This window comes from Arthrobacter sp. SRS-W-1-2016, assembly GCF_002009585.1.
Taxonomy (GTDB): Bacteria; Actinomycetota; Actinomycetes; order Actinomycetales; family Micrococcaceae; genus Arthrobacter; species Arthrobacter bambusae_A.
This window is the reverse complement of record NZ_MTPV01000049.1, coordinates 19,904-36,239: the sequence shown is the minus strand read 5'-3', so window position 1 is coordinate 36,239 and position 16,336 is coordinate 19,904. Positions and strand designations below refer to the sequence as shown.

The following is a 16,336-nucleotide window of genomic DNA, read 5'->3' as shown; positions in this document are numbered from 1 at the left end:
CATGGCTGACAAATCACCTCGCCAAGCTGCATCGAAAAAATCCGGCAAATCCATCAAAGAAAAGCGCGCGGACAAGAGGGCTTCTGAGTCCTCCGCCACCACCGTGGCCAAGCCGGCAACCGGCAACAAAAAGTGAGCGGCCATACAGGCGCCATGACCCTCGGCATCCTCTCGTCATCGCAGAAGCCGGACGAGCGCCGGCTGCCTGTCCATCCCCTGCATCTGGAGCGCATTGCCCCGGAGCTCCGGCAACACATCCGGATCGAGCGCGGGTACGGCGAGCGCTTCGGCTTTTCGGACAGCCAACTTGGGCCGCTGGTCGGTGGCATGGCAAGCCGTGAAGAACTGATTTCGAATTCGGATGTCATTCTCCTGCCCAAACCGCAACCGGAAGACCTCGCCGACCTCCGGGACGGCCAGGTCCTCTGGGGTTGGCCGCACTGCGTGCAGGACCGGGCCATCACCCAGCTCGCGATCGACAAAAAGCTGACCCTGATCGCCTTCGAGGCGATGAACCACTGGGCGAGCGACGGCGGCTTCGGACTCCACGTTTTCCATAAGAACAACGAACTTGCGGGCTACTGTTCCGTCATCCACGCCCTTGCCCTGACGGGTTCGACGGGTGACTACGGGAGGCGGCTGAGTGCCGTCGTGATTGGTTTCGGAGCCACGGCGCGTGGCGCGGTCACCGCCCTGAACGCCCACGGCATCCACGACGTCCAGGTGCTGACCAACCGCGGAGTTGCTGCGGTCGGTTCCCCCATCCACTCGGTGCGCATAGTGCAGTTCGATCACGACCAGAACGCCCCTTTCCTGAGCGAGGTCATCACCGACCGTGGCCGCCTGCCGTTGGCACCGTTCCTCGCCGCGAGCGACATCGTGGTCAACTGCACGCTGCAGGACCCGAACTCGCCGCTGACGTACCTGCGGACCGAGGACCTGGACGCGTTCCAGCCGGGCAGCTTGATTGTCGACGTCTCCTGCGACGAAGGCATGGGTTTCAGTTGGGCGCGGACCACGACGTTCGCCGAGCCCATGTTCACGGTGGGCGACCACATCAACTACTACGCGGTTGACCACAGCCCGTCCTACTTGTGGAATTCGTCCAGCTGGGAGATCAGCGAAGCGCTCCTGCCGTTCCTCGAAACGGTCATTTCGGGTCCCGAGGCCTGGGCCGCCAACGAGACGATCGCCCGGGCCATCGAGATCCGGGACGGCATCATCCGCAACCCGGACGTGCTGCAGTTCCAAGGGCGCGCAGCGGACTATCCGCACCTTGTGGCGTAGTGGACTTGTAGCCTCGGAATGCGGCTGAGCCGGGCGCCTGGCAGGCGCCCGGCCCGGCCGGGTTCGGCGTTACGCCGACTGCGGGACGATCCGCACCATCCGGCGTCGGTCCCGGACATCCACTTTGACCCGCAACTCGGACTTCCGGGCGAGCACGACGGCGACTGTCGCCGCTGCGAGCGCCGGTACCCCGCCTGACACCAACAGCGCCACGTGCGGATTCAGATGCTCGGCAAGCCAGCCCATCATGGGTCCGCCGATGGCTTGGCCACCGATGAGCACCATGATGTAGAGGCTCATGACGCGGCCGCGGATGCTCATGTTGGCGCTGACCTGGACCAACTGGTTGGCGGCCGTCAGGAACATGAGGCACCAGAATCCGGAAAGGACCATGGCAGCGGCCAGCCACACCATGGATGGGGCCAACGCTGCCAGGCACAGCATCAAGCCATACATCCCGGCGCACAGCACCACTGAGCGCAGGCGCAATTGCCGGCGTCGGGCCGATGTGATTGCCCCGGCGAGCGCGCCAAGGGCAACCATGGCGTTGAGCAAGCCGTAGCCGCCCGCGCCCGCATGGTAGACGTTGTCCGCAAAGGCGGCGAGAAGCACAGGCAGGCTCATCGCGAAGACCGCTACAAAGCCGGCCATGAGCCACGGCCAGTAGATGGTGGGCTTGCCGAGGGCGTATCGCAGGCCCTCCTGCAGCATTCCCTTGCGTTTTGGCACAGGCGTGCTGACATAAAGTTCGTTCTTGCGCAGCATCAGGAGCATGGTCACGGTGGAGCAGCAGGCAACCGCGTTCGCGGCGAAGGCCCACCCCGCGCCCACTGCGGTCAGCAGCACGCCGGCCAGGGCGGGACCAATCAGTCCGCCCAGCTGGAACGTGGTGGAGTTGACGCTGATCGCATTGCGGAGGTATTTCGGTCCCACAAGCTCGTTGACGAAGACCTGCCGGGCGGGCTGGTCGAGGACCGTCACCAGGCCCAGGACAAAGGCGATCACATAAACGTGCCACACCTCGATGTGCTGGCTCAGGGTCAAGACGGCAAGGATGGCCGCCAGGGAGGCCGCGACGCTTTGGCACAAGATGAGGATGCGCCGCTTGGCGAAGCGGTCCGCCATCATTCCGCCCCAGGGGCCCAGGAACAGCGACGGCGTGAACTGCAGTGCCACGGTTATTCCGACGGCGGTGACGGATCCGGAGAGCTGGAGTACCAACCAGTCCTGCGCAATCCTCTGCATCCAGAGCGCGATGACGGCCACGAAATGGCCCATGGCGAAGATCCGGAAGTTGGGCACTTTGAGGGAAATGAAGGTGTGCCGCCAGGGGAGCCGTTCGCTGACGACGGCGATCGGCTGGGTGACCGTGTCCGGGTCGGCAGCGTGCGGAATTCGGCTGCTTGCGGCGAGTGAATCGATGGTGGGCTGGCTGACGTTTGCCGCTGCGGGCGGTGGGGGTGCCACAAGTAGTCCTTGGATAGGCGTCTCGCTGGGATGCCTTTAACGCTAGGGTTGGCCGCGGTGATTATGGAAGTGAATTGGCTGTATAACTAGCATTGCGAAATGCAATACACTCGCGTGAGTAGTGGTGGACGTACCTATTCAAGGAGCTCCGTGTTCGAACCCGTGCAGCTGCGGTCCTTCCTGGCCGTGGCCGAGACTTTGAGTTTCACGAAGGCAGCCGAGCGCCTCGGCCTCGCCCAGCCCACGGTCAGCCAGCACGTAAGAAAGCTGGAGACGGCGGCCAAACGGGCGCTCGTAGCGCGCGACACCCGGGATGTCCGGCTTACGGACAATGGCGATGCGATGGCAGGCTTTGCCCGCAACATCCTCTCCGCGCACGATTCCGCAGCCAGGTACTTTTCCGGCTCCGCGATGCGTGGCCGGCTGCGGTTCGGCACCGCCGACGATCTCGCCATCACGGGCTTGCCACGGATCCTCCGCGAGTTCCGGCAGCTGTATCCCCAGATCAACCTGGAACTCACCGTCAGCCAGAGCGACCAGCTCTACAAACGCGTCAATGCGGGCCAGTTGGATCTCGTGTTCGTGAAGTGGGTGGGCGAGGCGAAGGACGGCACCGTGGTCCGCCACGACAAGTTCGCCTGGGTGGGCGTCGAACAGACGGCCCTGGACCCGGCCAGCCCCGTGCCGCTGATTTGCTATCCGGCCCCGAGCGTCAGCCGGAAACTGGCTATCGACGCGCTGGAGGCCATGGGCCGCACGTGGCGGGTCACCTGCTCCACCCGGCAGATCGCCGGCGTCCTGGCAGCGGTGCGCGCTGGCATCGGCGTCGCGGTGATGCCGTCGTCGCTGGTTCCCGAGGACCTCACGGTGATCACCAAGCGCTTCGACCTCCCGCCCGTGGGTGACGTGGACTTCACCTTGATCCGCAACCCTTTGGCGAACGCCGAGGTAGTGGACGCACTGACGCAGGCGATCATCGGCAGAACGCTCAACAAACAGGCGTAGCTAGCTCCCGTGCGGCGAGGAGGACGGTTTGGACGATCGTCTTGCGGCGCCGCTCCGCCCTGCTTGACCCCTTGCTGCCGGCCATGAGGCCATCCAGTTCCGGCAGTACCGGCCAGGCGTCACACAACGCAATGATGGTGAGCATCAGATCGGCCGCATCTTCCTTGGACGTCCCCGGGATGGCCCGGATGACACCATCAACCTTGTTCCTGCAGTTCGCGGCCCGGTCCGGACGGTTCACCACATATTCCCCCCGTTCCAACCCCTCCCAAAACAGCAGCCTCGGAAGGGTGGCATCTTGGTGGTGATGGTCGAACAGGCGTCCGGCGTAATCGGCCAAGGCTTCGGGACCATCGCCCTCGATGCGGACTTCGTCCACTACTTTGCTGAGCTGGGATGCGATCACCGCGTCGAAGAGAAGATCTTTCTTGCCGAAGTACTGGTAGATGCGTTCCTTGTTGACTCCGGCCGCAGCCGCGATGCGGTCCACCCTGGCGCCGGCTAGTCCGAATTGGCAGAACTCGGCGGTCGCTGCCTCAAGGAGGAGTCGCTTGGTCCGCTCGGTATCCCATGCCATGTGTCCACCTTAACAGATTCCAACCAAGTAGTTGCAGTTCTCGAAAGCAGCGTCTAGTCTGAACTCACGCCGAAAGCAACCAAATAGTTGGAGAATGTCATGAGCACCCAAATCCCCGTTTCCGCACCCGCGGACAGCGCCGCGGTTGCGGCGGTTGCCGAGCCCGCTCCGCACTCCGCGCACCCTGTGCACCTGCCTTCCGTGCACACGCGTGCAGTGATCACGTGGCTGGCCATTTTCCCCCTCGTCGCGATCGGCATGACGATCCTCGCTCCGCTCTCCGAGTCATGGCACCCCGCGCTGCGCGCCCTCGTGCTGACGCTCGTCGTAGTTCCTACCGCCGTCTACCTGGTTGTCCCGAAGTTGCTCGCCGGTTACGGCTCGCTGAAGCGGCGGCAGGCAAGAAAGGCCGCCGCCAAGGCCTAGCCTGTGGCCGGTATCACCCGGCGATCGGGCGGCCACGCGCTAAACTTGTCACGTTATGAACCGCACAATGTTTAAGTCCAAGATCCACCGTGCCACGGTGACCCATGCCGACCTGCACTATGTAGGTTCAGTGACGGTTGACCTGGATCTGCTGGATGCTGCGGATATTCTCCCCGGCGAGCTCGTCTCCATTGTCGACGTGACCAATGGCGCACGCCTCGAGACTTACACGATTGCCGGCGAACGCGGCTCCGGCGTCATTGGCATCAACGGTGCCGCAGCGCACCTGGTGCACGTGGGCGACGTCGTCATTCTCATCACCTATGCGGAGATGACCACCGAAGAGGCCAAGGGCTACCAACCAAAGGTTGTCCATGTGGACAGGGCCAACAAGATCGTCCAGCTCGGCAGTGATCCAGCCGAAGGCATCACTCCGGGCGTCATGCGCCCCCCGCACGCCCTCAACAACGCGAACCTGAACTAACTCCCCCTGCCCCGGGGACCCCTTCTTCGCGGTCCACATGGCGGGACATGCCGCCGTCGGGCCTTACAGCCGAATAAAGCTGATTTAGGCTGGGACTGTGAACCCCCGCCGCCCCGCACCCGTCACCCTCCGGATGCCGTAGTGCTGGGCGTCCTTTCCGGGTTCTTCGTGGTGTGGGCCATCATTCTGGTGGGCATGTTCGTCGGCAAGCGCGGAATCCTGGGAGACAACGCGCGTTCGGTCCTGAGCGCCCTGACTTTCTTCGTCGCAAGTCCCGCGCTGCTCTTTGAAACCCTCGGCAAGGCCCATCTTCGCGACATCTTCGCCGCTCCGCTCCTGGTCACGGCAGTGGGCGCCGTCGTTACCGGCAGCTTGTTCTTCGTCATCGTGAAGTTCTGGCTCAAACGCTCCCTCCCCGAATCGCTGATGTCCTCCATGAGCGCTTCCTTGGCCAACTCCGCGAACCTCGGCATCCCCATCGCCGTGTTTGTCCTGGGCGACGCAAGCTATGTGGCACCGCTGCTGATCTTCCAGCTCGCGTTCTTCACGCCCATGTACCTAATGGCTCTCGATGCCAGCACCAGCGCCCACCGCACCACTCCCCTGCGGTTCGTCTTGATGATCATTCGGAACCCGATGATCGTGGGATCGGCCCTCGGTTTGGTGGTGGCCGGAACGGGCTGGCAAGTGCCCTCGCTCATCATGGACCCGATTCATTTGATCGGCGGAGCCGCCATTCCCTCGATGCTCATGGCATTCGGGATGAGCCTGAACGGCTCCCGGCCCCTACAAAAAGACACGGGGCGCCGGACGGATGCGCTCCTGGCCAGCGGCTTCAAGCTCTTTGTCCACCCCGCGATGGCCTACCTGTTCGCCCGCTTCGCACTGGGGCTGGAGGCACACGCCTTGTTCGCGGTGGTGGTCACGGCCGCCCTGCCCACCGCCCAGAACGTGTTCGTGGCGGCGAGCCGCTACAACACGGGAATCACCGTGGCGAAGGATACTGTCCTGATCACCACCGTGGTGGCCGTCCCGGCAATGATCGCCGTGGCCCTCCTGCTCACCTAGCCCAACTAACTCGCAGTAAGTGTCGTTTTGAGCGCTGAAAACGACACTAAGTGCGAGTCAGTTGGGTCGGCGCGGCTGGTTGGTGTCCTCGCGCCTACTCTTCGTCCACCGAGTCGAGGTACCTGTCCAGGAGTTGCGCGCAGCGGATGAAGCCCAGGTGCGAATATGCTTGCGGGTGGTTTCCCAAGTGGGTCTCGGTGCCCGGGTCGAACTCCTCGGGAAGCAGCCCGGTCGGCCCGAAGAGCGCCACGAGCTGGTTGAACAGCTCGAGCGCGTCGTCCAGCCGGCCAACGGCCAGGTACGCCTCAATGAGCCAGGTGGTGCAGATGTGGAACCCGCCCTCCAGACCCGGAAGGCCGTCGTCGTACCTGTACCTGAACACGGTGGGACCCACCCGCAGTTCGCGCTCGACGGCGGTGACGGTGTCCAGGAAGCGCTGGTCGCGGACATCCAGCAGGCCCGAGAGTCCGATGTGCAGCACCGCCGCGTCCAGGTCCGGGCTGTCGTAAGCGACGGTGTATGAGCTCGCGGAATCATCCCAGCCCTCGCGGAGCACTTCCGCGCGGATGGTGTTGGCCGTTTCCTCCCACTCGGCCCCGATGGGGCGCCGGAACCGCACCGCCGTCTGCATGGCCCGGTCCAACGTCACCCAGCACATCACCTTGGTATAGATGTGGTGCCGAGGCGCACGCCGGGCTTCCCAGATGCCATGGTCCGGTTCGTGCCAGCGGGCCAGGACGGCCGAGGCCATCTGCTCCATGAGTTTCCAGTGCTCGTCCGGCAACGTGCCGCGGCGCTTGCCGAGGGCCTGGATGAGCCCGGCGATCGGACCGAAGACATCCAGCTGCACCTGGTGGTCGGCGGCGTTCCCGATCCGTACGGGCCGCGAACCGGCGTAACCGGGAAGGCTCTCGATGATGGCCTCCGTAGACAGCGGGGAGCCGGTCACCGAGTACAAGGGATGCAGCCATTCCGGACCGGGAGCGTTCTCCAGGATGCGGCCCAGCCAGCGGAGGAAGCCGTCCGCTTCCTCGGTGGAACCCAGGTCCACGAGCGCATTGACCGTCATGGAGCCGTCGCGGAGCCAGCAGTAGCGGTAGTCCCAGTTGCGGGTGCCGCCGATCCCTTCCGGCAGCGACGTGGTCGGCGCCGCGAGGACGGCCCCGGTCGGCTCGTGCACCAGTGCTTTCAGGACCAAGGCCGAGCGCCGCACCAGCGACGGTTTCATGTCGGGCAGTTCCAGCCCGCGGACCCACTGCCGGGACTGGTGCGCGACGGCGGCCCGCCGGACGAGCTCTCCGGCGGGGTCCGGCGTCGTCGGCTCAGTGTCTCCGCACCTCAGGTTCATGACGACGGGACCGTACGCGAGGCTGACTTCGGCGGTGGCGGTGCCGTGTTTGCCGTCGCTCGTGACCGTGAAGGACACGCCGGGAGCGAAGAGGACGATGGGATCCGAAGTGCCCACAACGTGCAGCTCTTCGCCCCGGATTTCCATGTTGAACGGAGCGTTGGCGTAGTCCGGCCGCGGTGCGAAAACAATCCGCGCGCTGCCGGTTCCGGACAGGACCCGGACCAGGCTGGTGATGCCGTCCGGGGCCGGCTCAAGGTAGTCCGTGACCGTAACGTCGGCCCAGCGCGTCTCCACGATCATGGTGTTGTCCACATAGCGCTGTCCCAGCACCTTCGACGTCTTGACCGGCTCCACGCTGAAGTGGCCGGCCGGGTCTCCACCAAGGATGTGCGCGAACAAGGATCCGGAATCCGGGAGGGGATGGCTCATCCAGCAGATCTTGGCCTCCGGGGTGAGCAGCGCTGTGGAGGTCCCGTTGCCGATCATCGAATGCCGCTCCAGCCCCACCGCGTCCTCGCCGAACAGCCACGCTCGGCGCAGTTCGAACAGGATGGCGAGCACTTTGGCGAAGGCCTCCGGGTCCGGTAAGCGGTAGCGCGCCTTGGTTTCTGCATCGCCAACGTGCAGGCCAAGATCCGGGCCCCGCAAGGTGGCGATCGCGAGCTCGTCGCTCTCCGCGTCGCCGGCAAACAGGGCCGCGCTGGCCCCCAACTGTGCACGCAGATGCTCCAGCGCGGCGTCTTTGGAGGGCTCCACGATGGACAAGTCCAGAACGGAGCCGTCCACAATGAAGAACAAGCCCAATTCACGGGCGATCTGGTGCGCCTCACGCGTCACCCGTGCCACGACGGAAGGAGTGGCCGGCCTGGTGTGGATGGCTACGGCCACGGGCTTGCGCTCGATGCTGATGCCCTTTTCGAAGCCGATGGATTCGTTGAGGGCGGTGGCTGCCTGTTGAAGGACGGCTTCTGTGGCCATCGTGACGCTGTAGGCGTAGGTCATGTCGAACTCGGCGCCGTGCGAACCCACCAGGTGGACTTCCGCCGGCAGCCGCGACACCGCGGCAAGGTCCCGCAGCGACCTTCCGGAGATGACGGCCGTGTGCGTGTTCGGCAGCGCCGCCAATGCCCGGAGCGCGACGGCGGCACTCCCCAACGGGAGCGTCTCGGTGGATACGCCTTCCGCGGCACAGAGGGTTCCACCGTAGTTGCAGGCCACCAGGAGCCCCGGAGTGCGGGCCAGCATCCTCAGTTCCGCCAGCAGCTCCGGAGTGATTCCATCGTGGGCGGCCTCGGATTGGACTGCCGTCCGCAGGAGGCCCAACGGAAGCGACTTTGTCAGCAACGCCGAATCGGCCACGGACAAATTGAGCGGAGTAGCCATGGGAGACGATCCTTCCGGGGTGGATTCGTCCAGTTTCCGCCCGGCTGGTTTCGCCTCCGTGACCCGCGTATTGCCGGGGTGTAACGAGTTTGCTTGGTTACGTTTGGGCGGTGCAGTTCGCTTGCTACACCCGCGTCAGCCCGACGGCTTCCGCCACCAGCTCCACGGAACGGAGGCGCTGCTCCGTGCCCGTGCTCTGGTGGGCAACGATCAGTTCGTCGGCATCGGCGTGGCGGGTGAACTCGTCGAGGTAATCGCGCACCATTTCCGGCGTTCCCACCGCCGAGTACTTCACCATCTGCGCGATGTGCTGGCCTTGGGGCGAGTCGAGAATAAGGTCCGCTTCGGCGTCGGTGAATTCGCGTCCGCCGCCCAGGAAGCGCGAGACGCGGTCCCGCTTGACCTCAAGGAAGAGCCGTTGGGCTTCGGCCGCCGAATCTGCGGCCACGACGTTGACGCCCGCGATCACGTAAGGCTCCTGGAGCTGCTCGGATGGTTTGAACTCGCGGCGGTAGACGGCGACGGCGTCCTGCAGCGCGTTGGGCGCGAAGTGCGAGGCGAAGGCGTAGGGCAGGCCGAGCTGAGCCGCCAAATGCGCCCCGAAGAGCGAGGACCCGAGGATGTAGAGGGGCACGTTGGTGCCCTTGCCCGGCGTCGCTTCGACCCCTTGGATCCGCGTCGGTCCCGTGAGGTACCCCTGCAGTTCCAGGACGTCGTGCGGGAAGGTGTCCGCGGCCATCGGATCGCGGCGGAGTGCACGCATCGTGTTCTGGTCACTGCCGGGCGCCCTTCCGAGGCCGAGGTCGATCCGGCCCGGGTGCAGCGTCTCAAGGGTGCCGAACTGCTCCGCGATGGTGAGGGGCGAGTGGTTGGGCAGCATGACGCCGCCGGCACCGAGCCGGATGCTGCTTGTGTTTGCCGCGATGTGGGCAATCAGCACGCTCGTGGCCGAGGACGCGATCGAGCCCATGTTGTGGTGCTCGGCGTACCAGATCCGGCGGTAGCCGAGCCGTTCGGCCAGTTGCGCCATCGCGACGCTCCCGGCGAAACTCTCCGCCGCCGTCTGGCCTTTGCCGATGATTGCCAGGTCGAGGATGGAGAGGGGAACAGTCACGTGATGCCGGCCTTTCGAAGGTGGTTTCGTTCGAGGGGCCGGTTTCCCGGCCACTCTTGCGACAACGACGGCGGCGCCTGGGTTATTTCTCCCGCTTGCGTGGGGTCCGTCTCAGCTCGTGAAGATGCCGAGATCCCGGCGAAGGTGACGGCCGCATGTCCGAAAGCCATGTCCTCCCCGGCCACGGACTGCACCTCCAGCGCCTGATTGACCGGGGTTCGCTCGTTGCTCACGAAAAATCTCCTCACGTGTCCGGCAGTTGTGTGGGAAGCCTGCCCCGCGGCTGTTTTGTGACCCTTCGGGACCTCCAATGAAGCCCGGTGAACCCCTGTATCCCAGCGTTTCAGAGCGCTTTGACCGGGTGTTGTCCCTGCCGGATAGTTGCAGCAACGCACACCATCCATCACTTTCGAAGGGGACTCCATGGCTTTCTCACGCCTCAAAACAGGCAGCGCACTGGCACTCGCCGTGACCACGACTCTCGGCCTCGCCGCGTGCTCGGACCCGGGCGCCTCGGCCGCGCCAGCGCCGTCGTCGGCCTCCGCCGGCAAAACCTTCAACCTGGCTCCCGAGCAGAACCGCTTCCCTGTGCAGGTTTCCCCGGAAGCCGCCGCCCTGGTGCCGGAGTCCGTCAAGGCAGACGGGAGGCTGACCGTCGCGGTGAGTCCCTTCGCTGCGCCGTTGGCCGTCTATGCCACGGACAACAAGACGCCGGTGGGCAACGAGGTGGACATCGCCGTCGCGCTGGCCGAATCGCTGGGACTCAAGGCGGACGTTGTCCCGACGGCGTGGGCGGATTGGCCGTTGGGCGTGGAATCGGGCAAGTACGAGGCGGTCATATCGAATGTCACCGTGACGGAAGAGCGCAAGCTCAAGTTCGATTTCGCCAGCTACCGCGAGGACAAACTGGGCTTCTACGCGAAGAGCGACAGCCCCATCACCAAGGTGGACTCGGCTCCGGACGTGGCGGGCAAGCGGATCATTGTGGGCTCGGGCACCAACCAGGAAGCTATCCTGCTGCGCTGGGACGCCGAGAACAAGAAGAACGGATTGAAGCCGGTTGAGTTCCAGTATTACGACGACGACTCGGCCTCCACGCTCGCGCTTCAGTCGGGACGTGCGGACCTCACGTTCGGACCGAACGCGACCGCGTCCTACAAGTCGCAGACCGATGGCAAGACCAAGAACGTGGGCCTGGTGGACGGCGGGTGGCCGCTCAAGGCGAGCATCGCGGTGACCACGAAGAAGGGCAACGGTTTCGCGGCGGCAGCCCAGGCCGGCCTGAACGCGCTCATCAAGGACGGAACCTACGGCAAGATCCTAGACCGCTGGGGACTCACCGCGGAAGGCATCCAGAAGTCTGAACTGAACCCGCCGGGCCTGCCGAAGAGCTAGCGCCCCCTCCTGGGGTGTACCTTTCCACGTATCGGGAACCGTTGCGTTCCGGACAAGCGAAAGGGATTTCCATGGGCCAGCGCCTTGCCATCCTCGACGACTACCAAGGGGTCGCCTACGACTATGCGCCGTGGGCCGAGCTCGCCGACGACGGGGTCGATGTCACCGTCTTGACGGAGCCGTTGGCGGATGCCGTGGACGCCCTCCGGGACTTCGACATCATCATGGCCATGCGGGAACGGACCACTTTCGACGCCGGTCTTCTCCGGCAGCTGCCGAAGCTGAAGCTCCTGGTCACCACCGGGATGGCCAACGCAGCCATCGATCTGCGCGCGGCCGAGGTGCAGGGCATCACTGTCTGTGGGACGGGCGGCTCACCAGCGGCGGCCCCCGAGCTGACGTGGGCCCTGCTCCTGGCTTTCGCACGCAAGGTGCCGTTCGAGGACCGCCGGCTGCGCGCCGGAAACTGGCAGGGCACCGTGGGTTTCGAACTGTCCGGGAAGACGCTAGGGGTGCTGGGACTCGGAAAGATCGGAAGCAAGATCGCCGGTTACGGCAAAGCCTTTGGCATGGAGGTCATCGCCTGGAGTCCGAACCTCACGGAAGTGACTGCCGCTGCGGCAGGCGCCCGGAAGGTGGGCAAGGAGGCACTCTTCCGGGAGGCCGACGTCGTGAGCGTCCACGTACGGTTGTCGGAGCGGTCCCGGGGGCTCGTCGGGGAGGACGAACTGCGGCTCCTCGGCCCGGAAGGCGTCCTGGTGAACACAGCCCGCGGGCCGATCGTGGACGAGGCCGCGCTCCTCCGCGGGCTCAACGAGGGCTGGCTCGGCGGCGCGGCCCTGGACGTGTACGACGTCGAGCCCCTCCCGGCGGGCCACCCCCTCTTCACGGCGCCGCGCACCGTGCTGACACCGCACTTGGGTTACGTCACGTCGCAAAGCTACGCCCGTTTCTACGGCGAGGCCTTCGAGGACGTCCGCGAATGGGTGCGGGGGAATCCGGTGCGGGTGCTCATTTCTTGACGCCTCAATGGGGTTGAATAGTCCCGTGCCTGCTGACTTCTCGCTCCGTCCCGCTTTGCCCTCCGACGCCGGCTGGATCGCGGAACTGCGCGCCGTCGTCATGCGACCCGATCTGGAGCGGCTTGGCCGTTGGGATCCCGTGCGGGTCCGGGAGCGATTCTTGAACGCGTTCCAGCCGGAACACACCTTCGTCATTGCCGTCGAAGAGCAGGTTGCCGGTGTCATCGCAGTGCGCCCGGAACCCGATGCTCTGTGGATCGAACACTTCTACCTCGCTCCGGAGTTCCAGGGGAAAGGACTTGGAGCCGGAGTGCTGCGTCGGATCATGGGCGCGTCCAAGGACCACCGGCCGTTCCGGCTCAACGTGCTCCAGGGCAGTCCGGCCCGACGCCTCTACGAACGCCACGGCTTTGTCCTGGAAACCGAGGATCCGGTGGACGTTTTCATGGTCGCGGGCTGACTGAGCCTGTCAGTCGTGAAGGACCACTTGGTAGAGGTTGTGGTCTTGCCATTTTCCGGCGATCAGCAGGTATCGCGGTGCCATGCCAATGTGCTGGAACCCGGCCTTGAGCAGCACCCGCTGCGAGGCAGCGTTGTGGAGCAGGGTGCCTGCCTCGATGCGGTGCAGTCCGAGTTCGTCGCGGGCCATGTCGACTATTGCGTGGACCGCTGCGGACGCCAGGCCACGGCCCGCGTAGTCGCCGTCCACCCAGTAGCCCAGCCCCGCGCTCTGGAAAGGACCGCGGACGACTCCTGCCAGGTTGAACCGGCCGACGAGTCTATCGCCGTCGAACAGCCCGAGCGGATGCCCTTCCCCGGCTTCATGCGCGACGAGTCGCTTGGCAATGTCGGCCGCCTGCCATTTTTCGGTGTAATACTCCTCGGGCCGCATTGGCTCCCAAGGCGAAAGGTAGGCCCGGTTGCGCACATATGCGGCTGCGAGCGCTGCCGCATCACTGACGCGCAACACGCGCATGCTGACGCTCCCACTAAGTTGGCGCGGTTCAATCATCGGTCAACATTAGACCAGATCGCAGCCGTCAATAAGTGCTTTGTTGCTCGGCAAACCGGGCTATCACAGCCGCATCCGGTTTATGGAACGTTCGCCAGTCCGAGCGAACATCGACCCACCGCGCGGGTTGGCCAGCCTCGGGCAGGAGCTCCGTCGCGGGATCGGCGATCGTCCAGTAGGACAAGTTCAGCGTCGCTGTGATGCGGCGGCCTCACTGCGTCCGGCATCGTGCGGCGTAGCATGCGGGTATGTGCATCGCGAGGGTCCTTCGGATCGCGGCTGCAGCCTGTGCGCTGGCGGCGGCCTCTGCCTGCACGCCAGCTATCCCGCGTGCCTGTGGAGGGCCGGCCGCGGGTGCGCCGGAAGTCGAGCTTGATGCAGGGCCCTGGCTGCGCGTCCACCCGGGCACGACCCTCGAACTCTGCCTTGCGGCGAATTGCGAACAACTCTCGCCTAGCCGGGAACTCACCACTGTCCAGGCTCCGCCCGAAGACCATGAGGGCGCCTACAGCCTTACGCTCAAGAGCGCAGGCGCACTGGTGATCCAAGAGCGCGTCGAACTCGCCGACCAAACCGTCGTTGGCCCTTGCGGGACCAGCCAGGCCATAACCATCAGGCGATTGACCCTCGGACCCGATGGCCGGCTCGTCGACACCCCTCAGCGGCAGGGCCCGCACGCCACAGCGGGCAACTCCCCCTGAGCTGCCGTTCAGACTCACCGCCGAATGGGCAAATACCAGCGACCAATCAGGACGCATCGCGGCGAAACTCGGGTCCACCGAGCCGGTTCGATTCTCAGAGATCACTCGACGCTATGAGAGCCTGATCGTGTAGCGGCCGACTTCTCCTCGGTCTGTCGTGACAATTCGGTTCAGAACGCCTCCGCAACGTTCAATAGTCTTCACCGAGGGAACGTTGTCCACGAAGCAGGCCAGCACCACTCGATCCATGTTGCGGGCCTTCGCCAAGTACAGCATCTCCCGAAGCGCGTCAGCGGCGAGGCCACGCCCTCTGGCAGACGGCCGGAGTCCATCGCCCACATGTCCGAGGGCTTCCGCACCCTGTGTGGGTTCGTGGCGGAGAGCGATTCCCCCGAGGACTTCGCCGTCCTCGACGATCCACCGAAAGGTGCAGCCGTCGTCGCAGTTCGACGCTTCCTTGGCCAAAAGCCGATCGACGAACACTCGGAATCCTTCCAACGATCGGACGTCGTCGGCCTCCACCAAACCGAAACCATCTCCACGGAGACCGTCGCCCCATTCTTTGTGCGCCTCCATCCACGCCGCGTGCAGGGCAACCGAGGGCCGGACGAGCAAAGACATAGTCCAACGCTACAGTCGACGCGCGGCGGGGCGCAGTGGGCGATCGACCGGCGTGATGCCTTCGCGGTGGAGGACTGATTGAAGGGCACCAGCGGTGACATTTAGCGCCGGAAGTCCCCAGCCGAATTCGCCGCGCTTGCCCTCCGAGACGGCTGGCTCTGACGAGGTGGATGCCGACGAGCTCACCTATTGACTACTTCGCTGCGGGTTACCGCCGGGTGTCACACGTGGTGGGAGCCTCCGGCCGCAGGAGACCTGCGCACCCACTCGAAGCCGTAGGTTCGGCCCAACCCGGGAGTTCCGGCTTCTGCGGACGTCAGCTATAAAGACGGGAGGTGCTCTCCAACGCTTCAGTGGCCTGCACGATAAGTCGTCGGACTATGTCCCGGGCCGGCAAAATATCGCCGATCAGGCCGGCCGACTGTCCCGTGAACGGCACGAACCGCTCCATGTTCTGCTGTTGGATGGCGCTCATGATCTCTCCCTGGAGACGCGAAGCGTCAATAGCCGCATCCGAGCGATGGCCTTGCCATTGCTCGATGAACGGTGTCTCGAGGGCCCGGGGAACGACATCGAAGGCACCGCCGCCGGGCTTGCCGAAGATGTCATCCCACACGTCCACTTTCACAGTGTCCTGGGAACCGGCCGCCAAAATGGCCCGTTTCCATTCATCGCTGATCGCAGCCTCTTCCGAAGCCAAAAATCGGGTACCAAGGTTCACGCCCTGTGCACCGAGGACAAGGGCAGCAGCCAAACCCCTGCCATCGGCGATTCCTCCGGCTGCCAGGACCGGCACCGGACCCACAGCATCCACCACCTGGGGTACAAGGGCCACCGTCGACACCTCACCGCCGAAGCCCCCGGCCTCGGTTCCCTGGGCGATGATCACATCAACTCCCCGCTCAGCGACTAGAAGCGCCTGTTCCACCGTATGCACCTGCTGGATAAACAGGGCACCCGCCTCATGTGCACGGGCGGGCAGATCGCCCGGATCGCCGAGTGCAAGGGACACGACCGGCGCATGCATCTCTAGGGCGATGTCGAAGGACTCGGGATGCTGTTGAAGCCAAGGTTGCGTGAAGTTGACCGCAAACGGACGCTCGGTCAGAGTACGCAGAACGGCAAGTTGTTGCCGCAGGTCTTCAGGTGACCGGGCCGAGCCGCCCAGGCTGCCCAAGGCGCCGGCATTGGACACCGCCGCCGCCAGTTCGCAGCCGCTGCCGAATGGTCCCATGCCCGCCTGGACAATAGGGTGCTCGACTCCGAGCGCTTCGCAAAAGGTCGTCCGCAGCATGTCATTCCTCCCGGAGAAGCCGTTGATCAGGCCGAGTTTACGCCCGTGCGGTCATGTTGTCCGGTGGCCGCCGCGAGCAACCAACGGGATCCGGACCGCCCGGACGGACCTCCGACGGGTTGAACCACT

The 16,336-nt window shown here is 64.9% G+C and carries 18 protein-coding genes; 10 read left to right on the top strand and 8 right to left on the bottom strand.

Annotation, left to right across the window (positions count from 1 at the left end; genetic code table 11):
• The first annotated feature begins 1 nt into the window (after position 1).
• Positions 2-136, top strand: coding sequence for a hypothetical protein (locus BMF89_RS22620; RefSeq protein ID WP_264637052.1), 135 nt, complete (start codon positions 2-4; stop codon positions 134-136).
• Positions 133-1,287: a N(5)-(carboxyethyl)ornithine synthase gene (locus BMF89_RS12120; protein WP_078107359.1), complete on the top strand. Its 1,155-nt coding sequence runs from the start codon at positions 133-135 to the stop codon at positions 1,285-1,287. Before BMF89_RS22620 ends, BMF89_RS12120 begins: the two co-directional genes overlap by 4 nt.
• Before the next feature lie 69 nt (positions 1,288-1,356).
• Here the strand turns inward: BMF89_RS12120 and BMF89_RS12115 are convergent, their stop codons facing one another.
• Positions 1,357-2,754 carry an MFS transporter gene (locus tag BMF89_RS12115; protein ID WP_078107358.1) on the bottom strand — a complete coding sequence of 466 codons (1,398 nt, stop codon included), beginning with the start codon at positions 2,752-2,754 and terminating at the stop codon, positions 1,357-1,359.
• A gap of 150 nt (positions 2,755-2,904) precedes the next feature.
• Between BMF89_RS12115 and BMF89_RS12110 the strand changes: the two genes are divergently transcribed.
• Positions 2,905-3,759: a LysR substrate-binding domain-containing protein gene (locus BMF89_RS12110; RefSeq protein WP_078107357.1), complete on the top strand. Its 855-nt coding sequence runs from the start codon at positions 2,905-2,907 to the stop codon at positions 3,757-3,759.
• Here the strand turns inward: BMF89_RS12110 and BMF89_RS12105 are convergent.
• Complete coding sequence (locus BMF89_RS12105; protein ID WP_078107356.1) at positions 3,743-4,336, bottom strand: TetR/AcrR family transcriptional regulator; 594 nt, start codon at positions 4,334-4,336, stop codon at positions 3,743-3,745. The genes BMF89_RS12110 and BMF89_RS12105 overlap by 17 nt on opposite strands.
• A 99-nt stretch (positions 4,337-4,435) precedes the next feature.
• Between BMF89_RS12105 and BMF89_RS12100 the strand changes: the two genes are divergently transcribed.
• The 3 genes from BMF89_RS12100 (at position 4,436) to BMF89_RS12090 (ending at position 6,314) form a co-directional block, all read left to right on the top strand.
• Positions 4,436-4,762: a hypothetical protein gene (locus tag BMF89_RS12100; protein WP_078107355.1), complete on the top strand. Its 327-nt coding sequence runs from the start codon at positions 4,436-4,438 to the stop codon at positions 4,760-4,762.
• Positions 4,763-4,817: 55 nt separating this feature from the next.
• Complete coding sequence (gene panD, locus BMF89_RS12095; protein WP_171983469.1) at positions 4,818-5,246, top strand: aspartate 1-decarboxylase; 429 nt, start codon at positions 4,818-4,820, stop codon at positions 5,244-5,246.
• A 141-nt stretch (positions 5,247-5,387) separates the two neighbouring features.
• Positions 5,388-6,314, top strand: coding sequence for an AEC family transporter (locus tag BMF89_RS12090; protein ID WP_078107353.1), 927 nt, complete (start codon positions 5,388-5,390; stop codon positions 6,312-6,314).
• A 94-nt stretch (positions 6,315-6,408) separates the two neighbouring features.
• Here the strand turns inward: BMF89_RS12090 and BMF89_RS12085 are convergent, their stop codons facing one another.
• The 3 genes from BMF89_RS12085 to BMF89_RS12075 all read right to left on the bottom strand — a co-directional run bounded on the left by BMF89_RS12085 (position 6,409) and on the right by BMF89_RS12075 (position 10,395).
• A complete protein-coding gene (locus tag BMF89_RS12085; protein ID WP_078107352.1) occupies positions 6,409-9,048 on the bottom strand; it encodes a trehalase-like domain-containing protein in 2,640 nt (879 codons plus the stop codon).
• 124 nt (positions 9,049-9,172) lie between these two features.
• On the bottom strand, positions 9,173-10,162 hold the full coding sequence (locus BMF89_RS12080; protein WP_078107351.1) for an LLM class flavin-dependent oxidoreductase: 990 nt from the start codon (positions 10,160-10,162) through the stop codon (positions 9,173-9,175).
• Positions 10,159-10,395: a hypothetical protein gene (locus tag BMF89_RS12075; RefSeq protein ID WP_078107350.1), complete on the bottom strand. Its 237-nt coding sequence runs from the start codon at positions 10,393-10,395 to the stop codon at positions 10,159-10,161. Before BMF89_RS12075 ends, BMF89_RS12080 begins: the two co-directional genes overlap by 4 nt.
• Before the next feature lie 190 nt (positions 10,396-10,585).
• On the opposite strand from BMF89_RS12075, the gene BMF89_RS12070 reads away from it, so the two are divergent.
• The 3 genes from BMF89_RS12070 to BMF89_RS12060 all read left to right on the top strand — a co-directional run bounded on the left by BMF89_RS12070 (position 10,586) and on the right by BMF89_RS12060 (position 13,039).
• A complete protein-coding gene (locus tag BMF89_RS12070) occupies positions 10,586-11,557 on the top strand; it encodes an ABC transporter substrate-binding protein (RefSeq protein ID WP_078107349.1) in 972 nt (323 codons plus the stop codon).
• A 71-nt stretch (positions 11,558-11,628) separates the two neighbouring features.
• Complete coding sequence (locus tag BMF89_RS12065) at positions 11,629-12,579, top strand: D-2-hydroxyacid dehydrogenase family protein (RefSeq protein ID WP_078107348.1); 951 nt, start codon at positions 11,629-11,631, stop codon at positions 12,577-12,579.
• 7 nt (positions 12,580-12,586) lie between these two features.
• Entirely contained in the window at positions 12,587-13,039 is a 453-nt protein-coding gene (locus BMF89_RS12060; RefSeq protein WP_078107347.1) for a GNAT family N-acetyltransferase, read from the top strand.
• Positions 13,040-13,048: 9 nt separating this feature from the next.
• Here BMF89_RS12060 and BMF89_RS12055 read toward each other — a convergent pair whose 3' ends face one another.
• Positions 13,049-13,555, bottom strand: coding sequence for a GNAT family protein (locus tag BMF89_RS12055; protein WP_216353815.1), 507 nt, complete (start codon positions 13,553-13,555; stop codon positions 13,049-13,051).
• 284 nt (positions 13,556-13,839) lie between these two features.
• Between BMF89_RS12055 and BMF89_RS12050 the strand changes: the two genes are divergently transcribed.
• Positions 13,840-14,292 (top strand): hypothetical protein, encoded by a 453-nt coding sequence (locus BMF89_RS12050; RefSeq protein WP_078107345.1) that lies wholly within the window; start codon positions 13,840-13,842, stop codon positions 14,290-14,292.
• Positions 14,293-14,403: 111 nt separating this feature from the next.
• On the opposite strand, the gene BMF89_RS12045 is transcribed toward BMF89_RS12050, so the two are convergent.
• A complete protein-coding gene (locus BMF89_RS12045) occupies positions 14,404-14,913 on the bottom strand; it encodes a GNAT family N-acetyltransferase (protein WP_078107344.1) in 510 nt (169 codons plus the stop codon).
• A 316-nt stretch (positions 14,914-15,229) separates the two neighbouring features.
• On the bottom strand, positions 15,230-16,207 hold the full coding sequence (locus BMF89_RS12040; protein WP_078107343.1) for a nitronate monooxygenase: 978 nt from the start codon (positions 16,205-16,207) through the stop codon (positions 15,230-15,232).
• Positions 16,208-16,336: the final 129 nt, after the last annotated feature.

What these genes read in the sequence shown, in the direction of transcription:
- BMF89_RS22620 (WP_264637052.1), top strand. Translation starts at nt 2, where the DNA reads ATGGCTGACAAATCACCTCGCCAAGCTGCATCGAAAAAATCCGGCAAA.
- BMF89_RS12105 (WP_078107356.1), bottom strand. Translation starts at nt 4,336, where the DNA reads ATGGCATGGGATACCGAGCGGACCAAGCGACTCCTCCTTGAGGCAGCG.
- BMF89_RS12100 (WP_078107355.1), top strand. Translation starts at nt 4,436, where the DNA reads ATGAGCACCCAAATCCCCGTTTCCGCACCCGCGGACAGCGCCGCGGTT.
- panD (WP_171983469.1), top strand. Translation starts at nt 4,818, where the DNA reads ATGAACCGCACAATGTTTAAGTCCAAGATCCACCGTGCCACGGTGACC.
- BMF89_RS12085 (WP_078107352.1), bottom strand. Translation starts at nt 9,048, where the DNA reads ATGGCTACTCCGCTCAATTTGTCCGTGGCCGATTCGGCGTTGCTGACA.
- BMF89_RS12070 (WP_078107349.1), top strand. Translation starts at nt 10,586, where the DNA reads ATGGCTTTCTCACGCCTCAAAACAGGCAGCGCACTGGCACTCGCCGTG.
- BMF89_RS12065 (WP_078107348.1), top strand. Translation starts at nt 11,629, where the DNA reads ATGGGCCAGCGCCTTGCCATCCTCGACGACTACCAAGGGGTCGCCTAC.
- BMF89_RS12060 (WP_078107347.1), top strand. Translation starts at nt 12,587, where the DNA reads ATGGGGTTGAATAGTCCCGTGCCTGCTGACTTCTCGCTCCGTCCCGCT.
- BMF89_RS12055 (WP_216353815.1), bottom strand. Translation starts at nt 13,555, where the DNA reads ATGCGCGTGTTGCGCGTCAGTGATGCGGCAGCGCTCGCAGCCGCATAT.
- BMF89_RS12050 (WP_078107345.1), top strand. Translation starts at nt 13,840, where the DNA reads ATGTGCATCGCGAGGGTCCTTCGGATCGCGGCTGCAGCCTGTGCGCTG.
- BMF89_RS12045 (WP_078107344.1), bottom strand. Translation starts at nt 14,913, where the DNA reads ATGTCTTTGCTCGTCCGGCCCTCGGTTGCCCTGCACGCGGCGTGGATG.
- BMF89_RS12040 (WP_078107343.1), bottom strand. Translation starts at nt 16,207, where the DNA reads ATGCTGCGGACGACCTTTTGCGAAGCGCTCGGAGTCGAGCACCCTATT.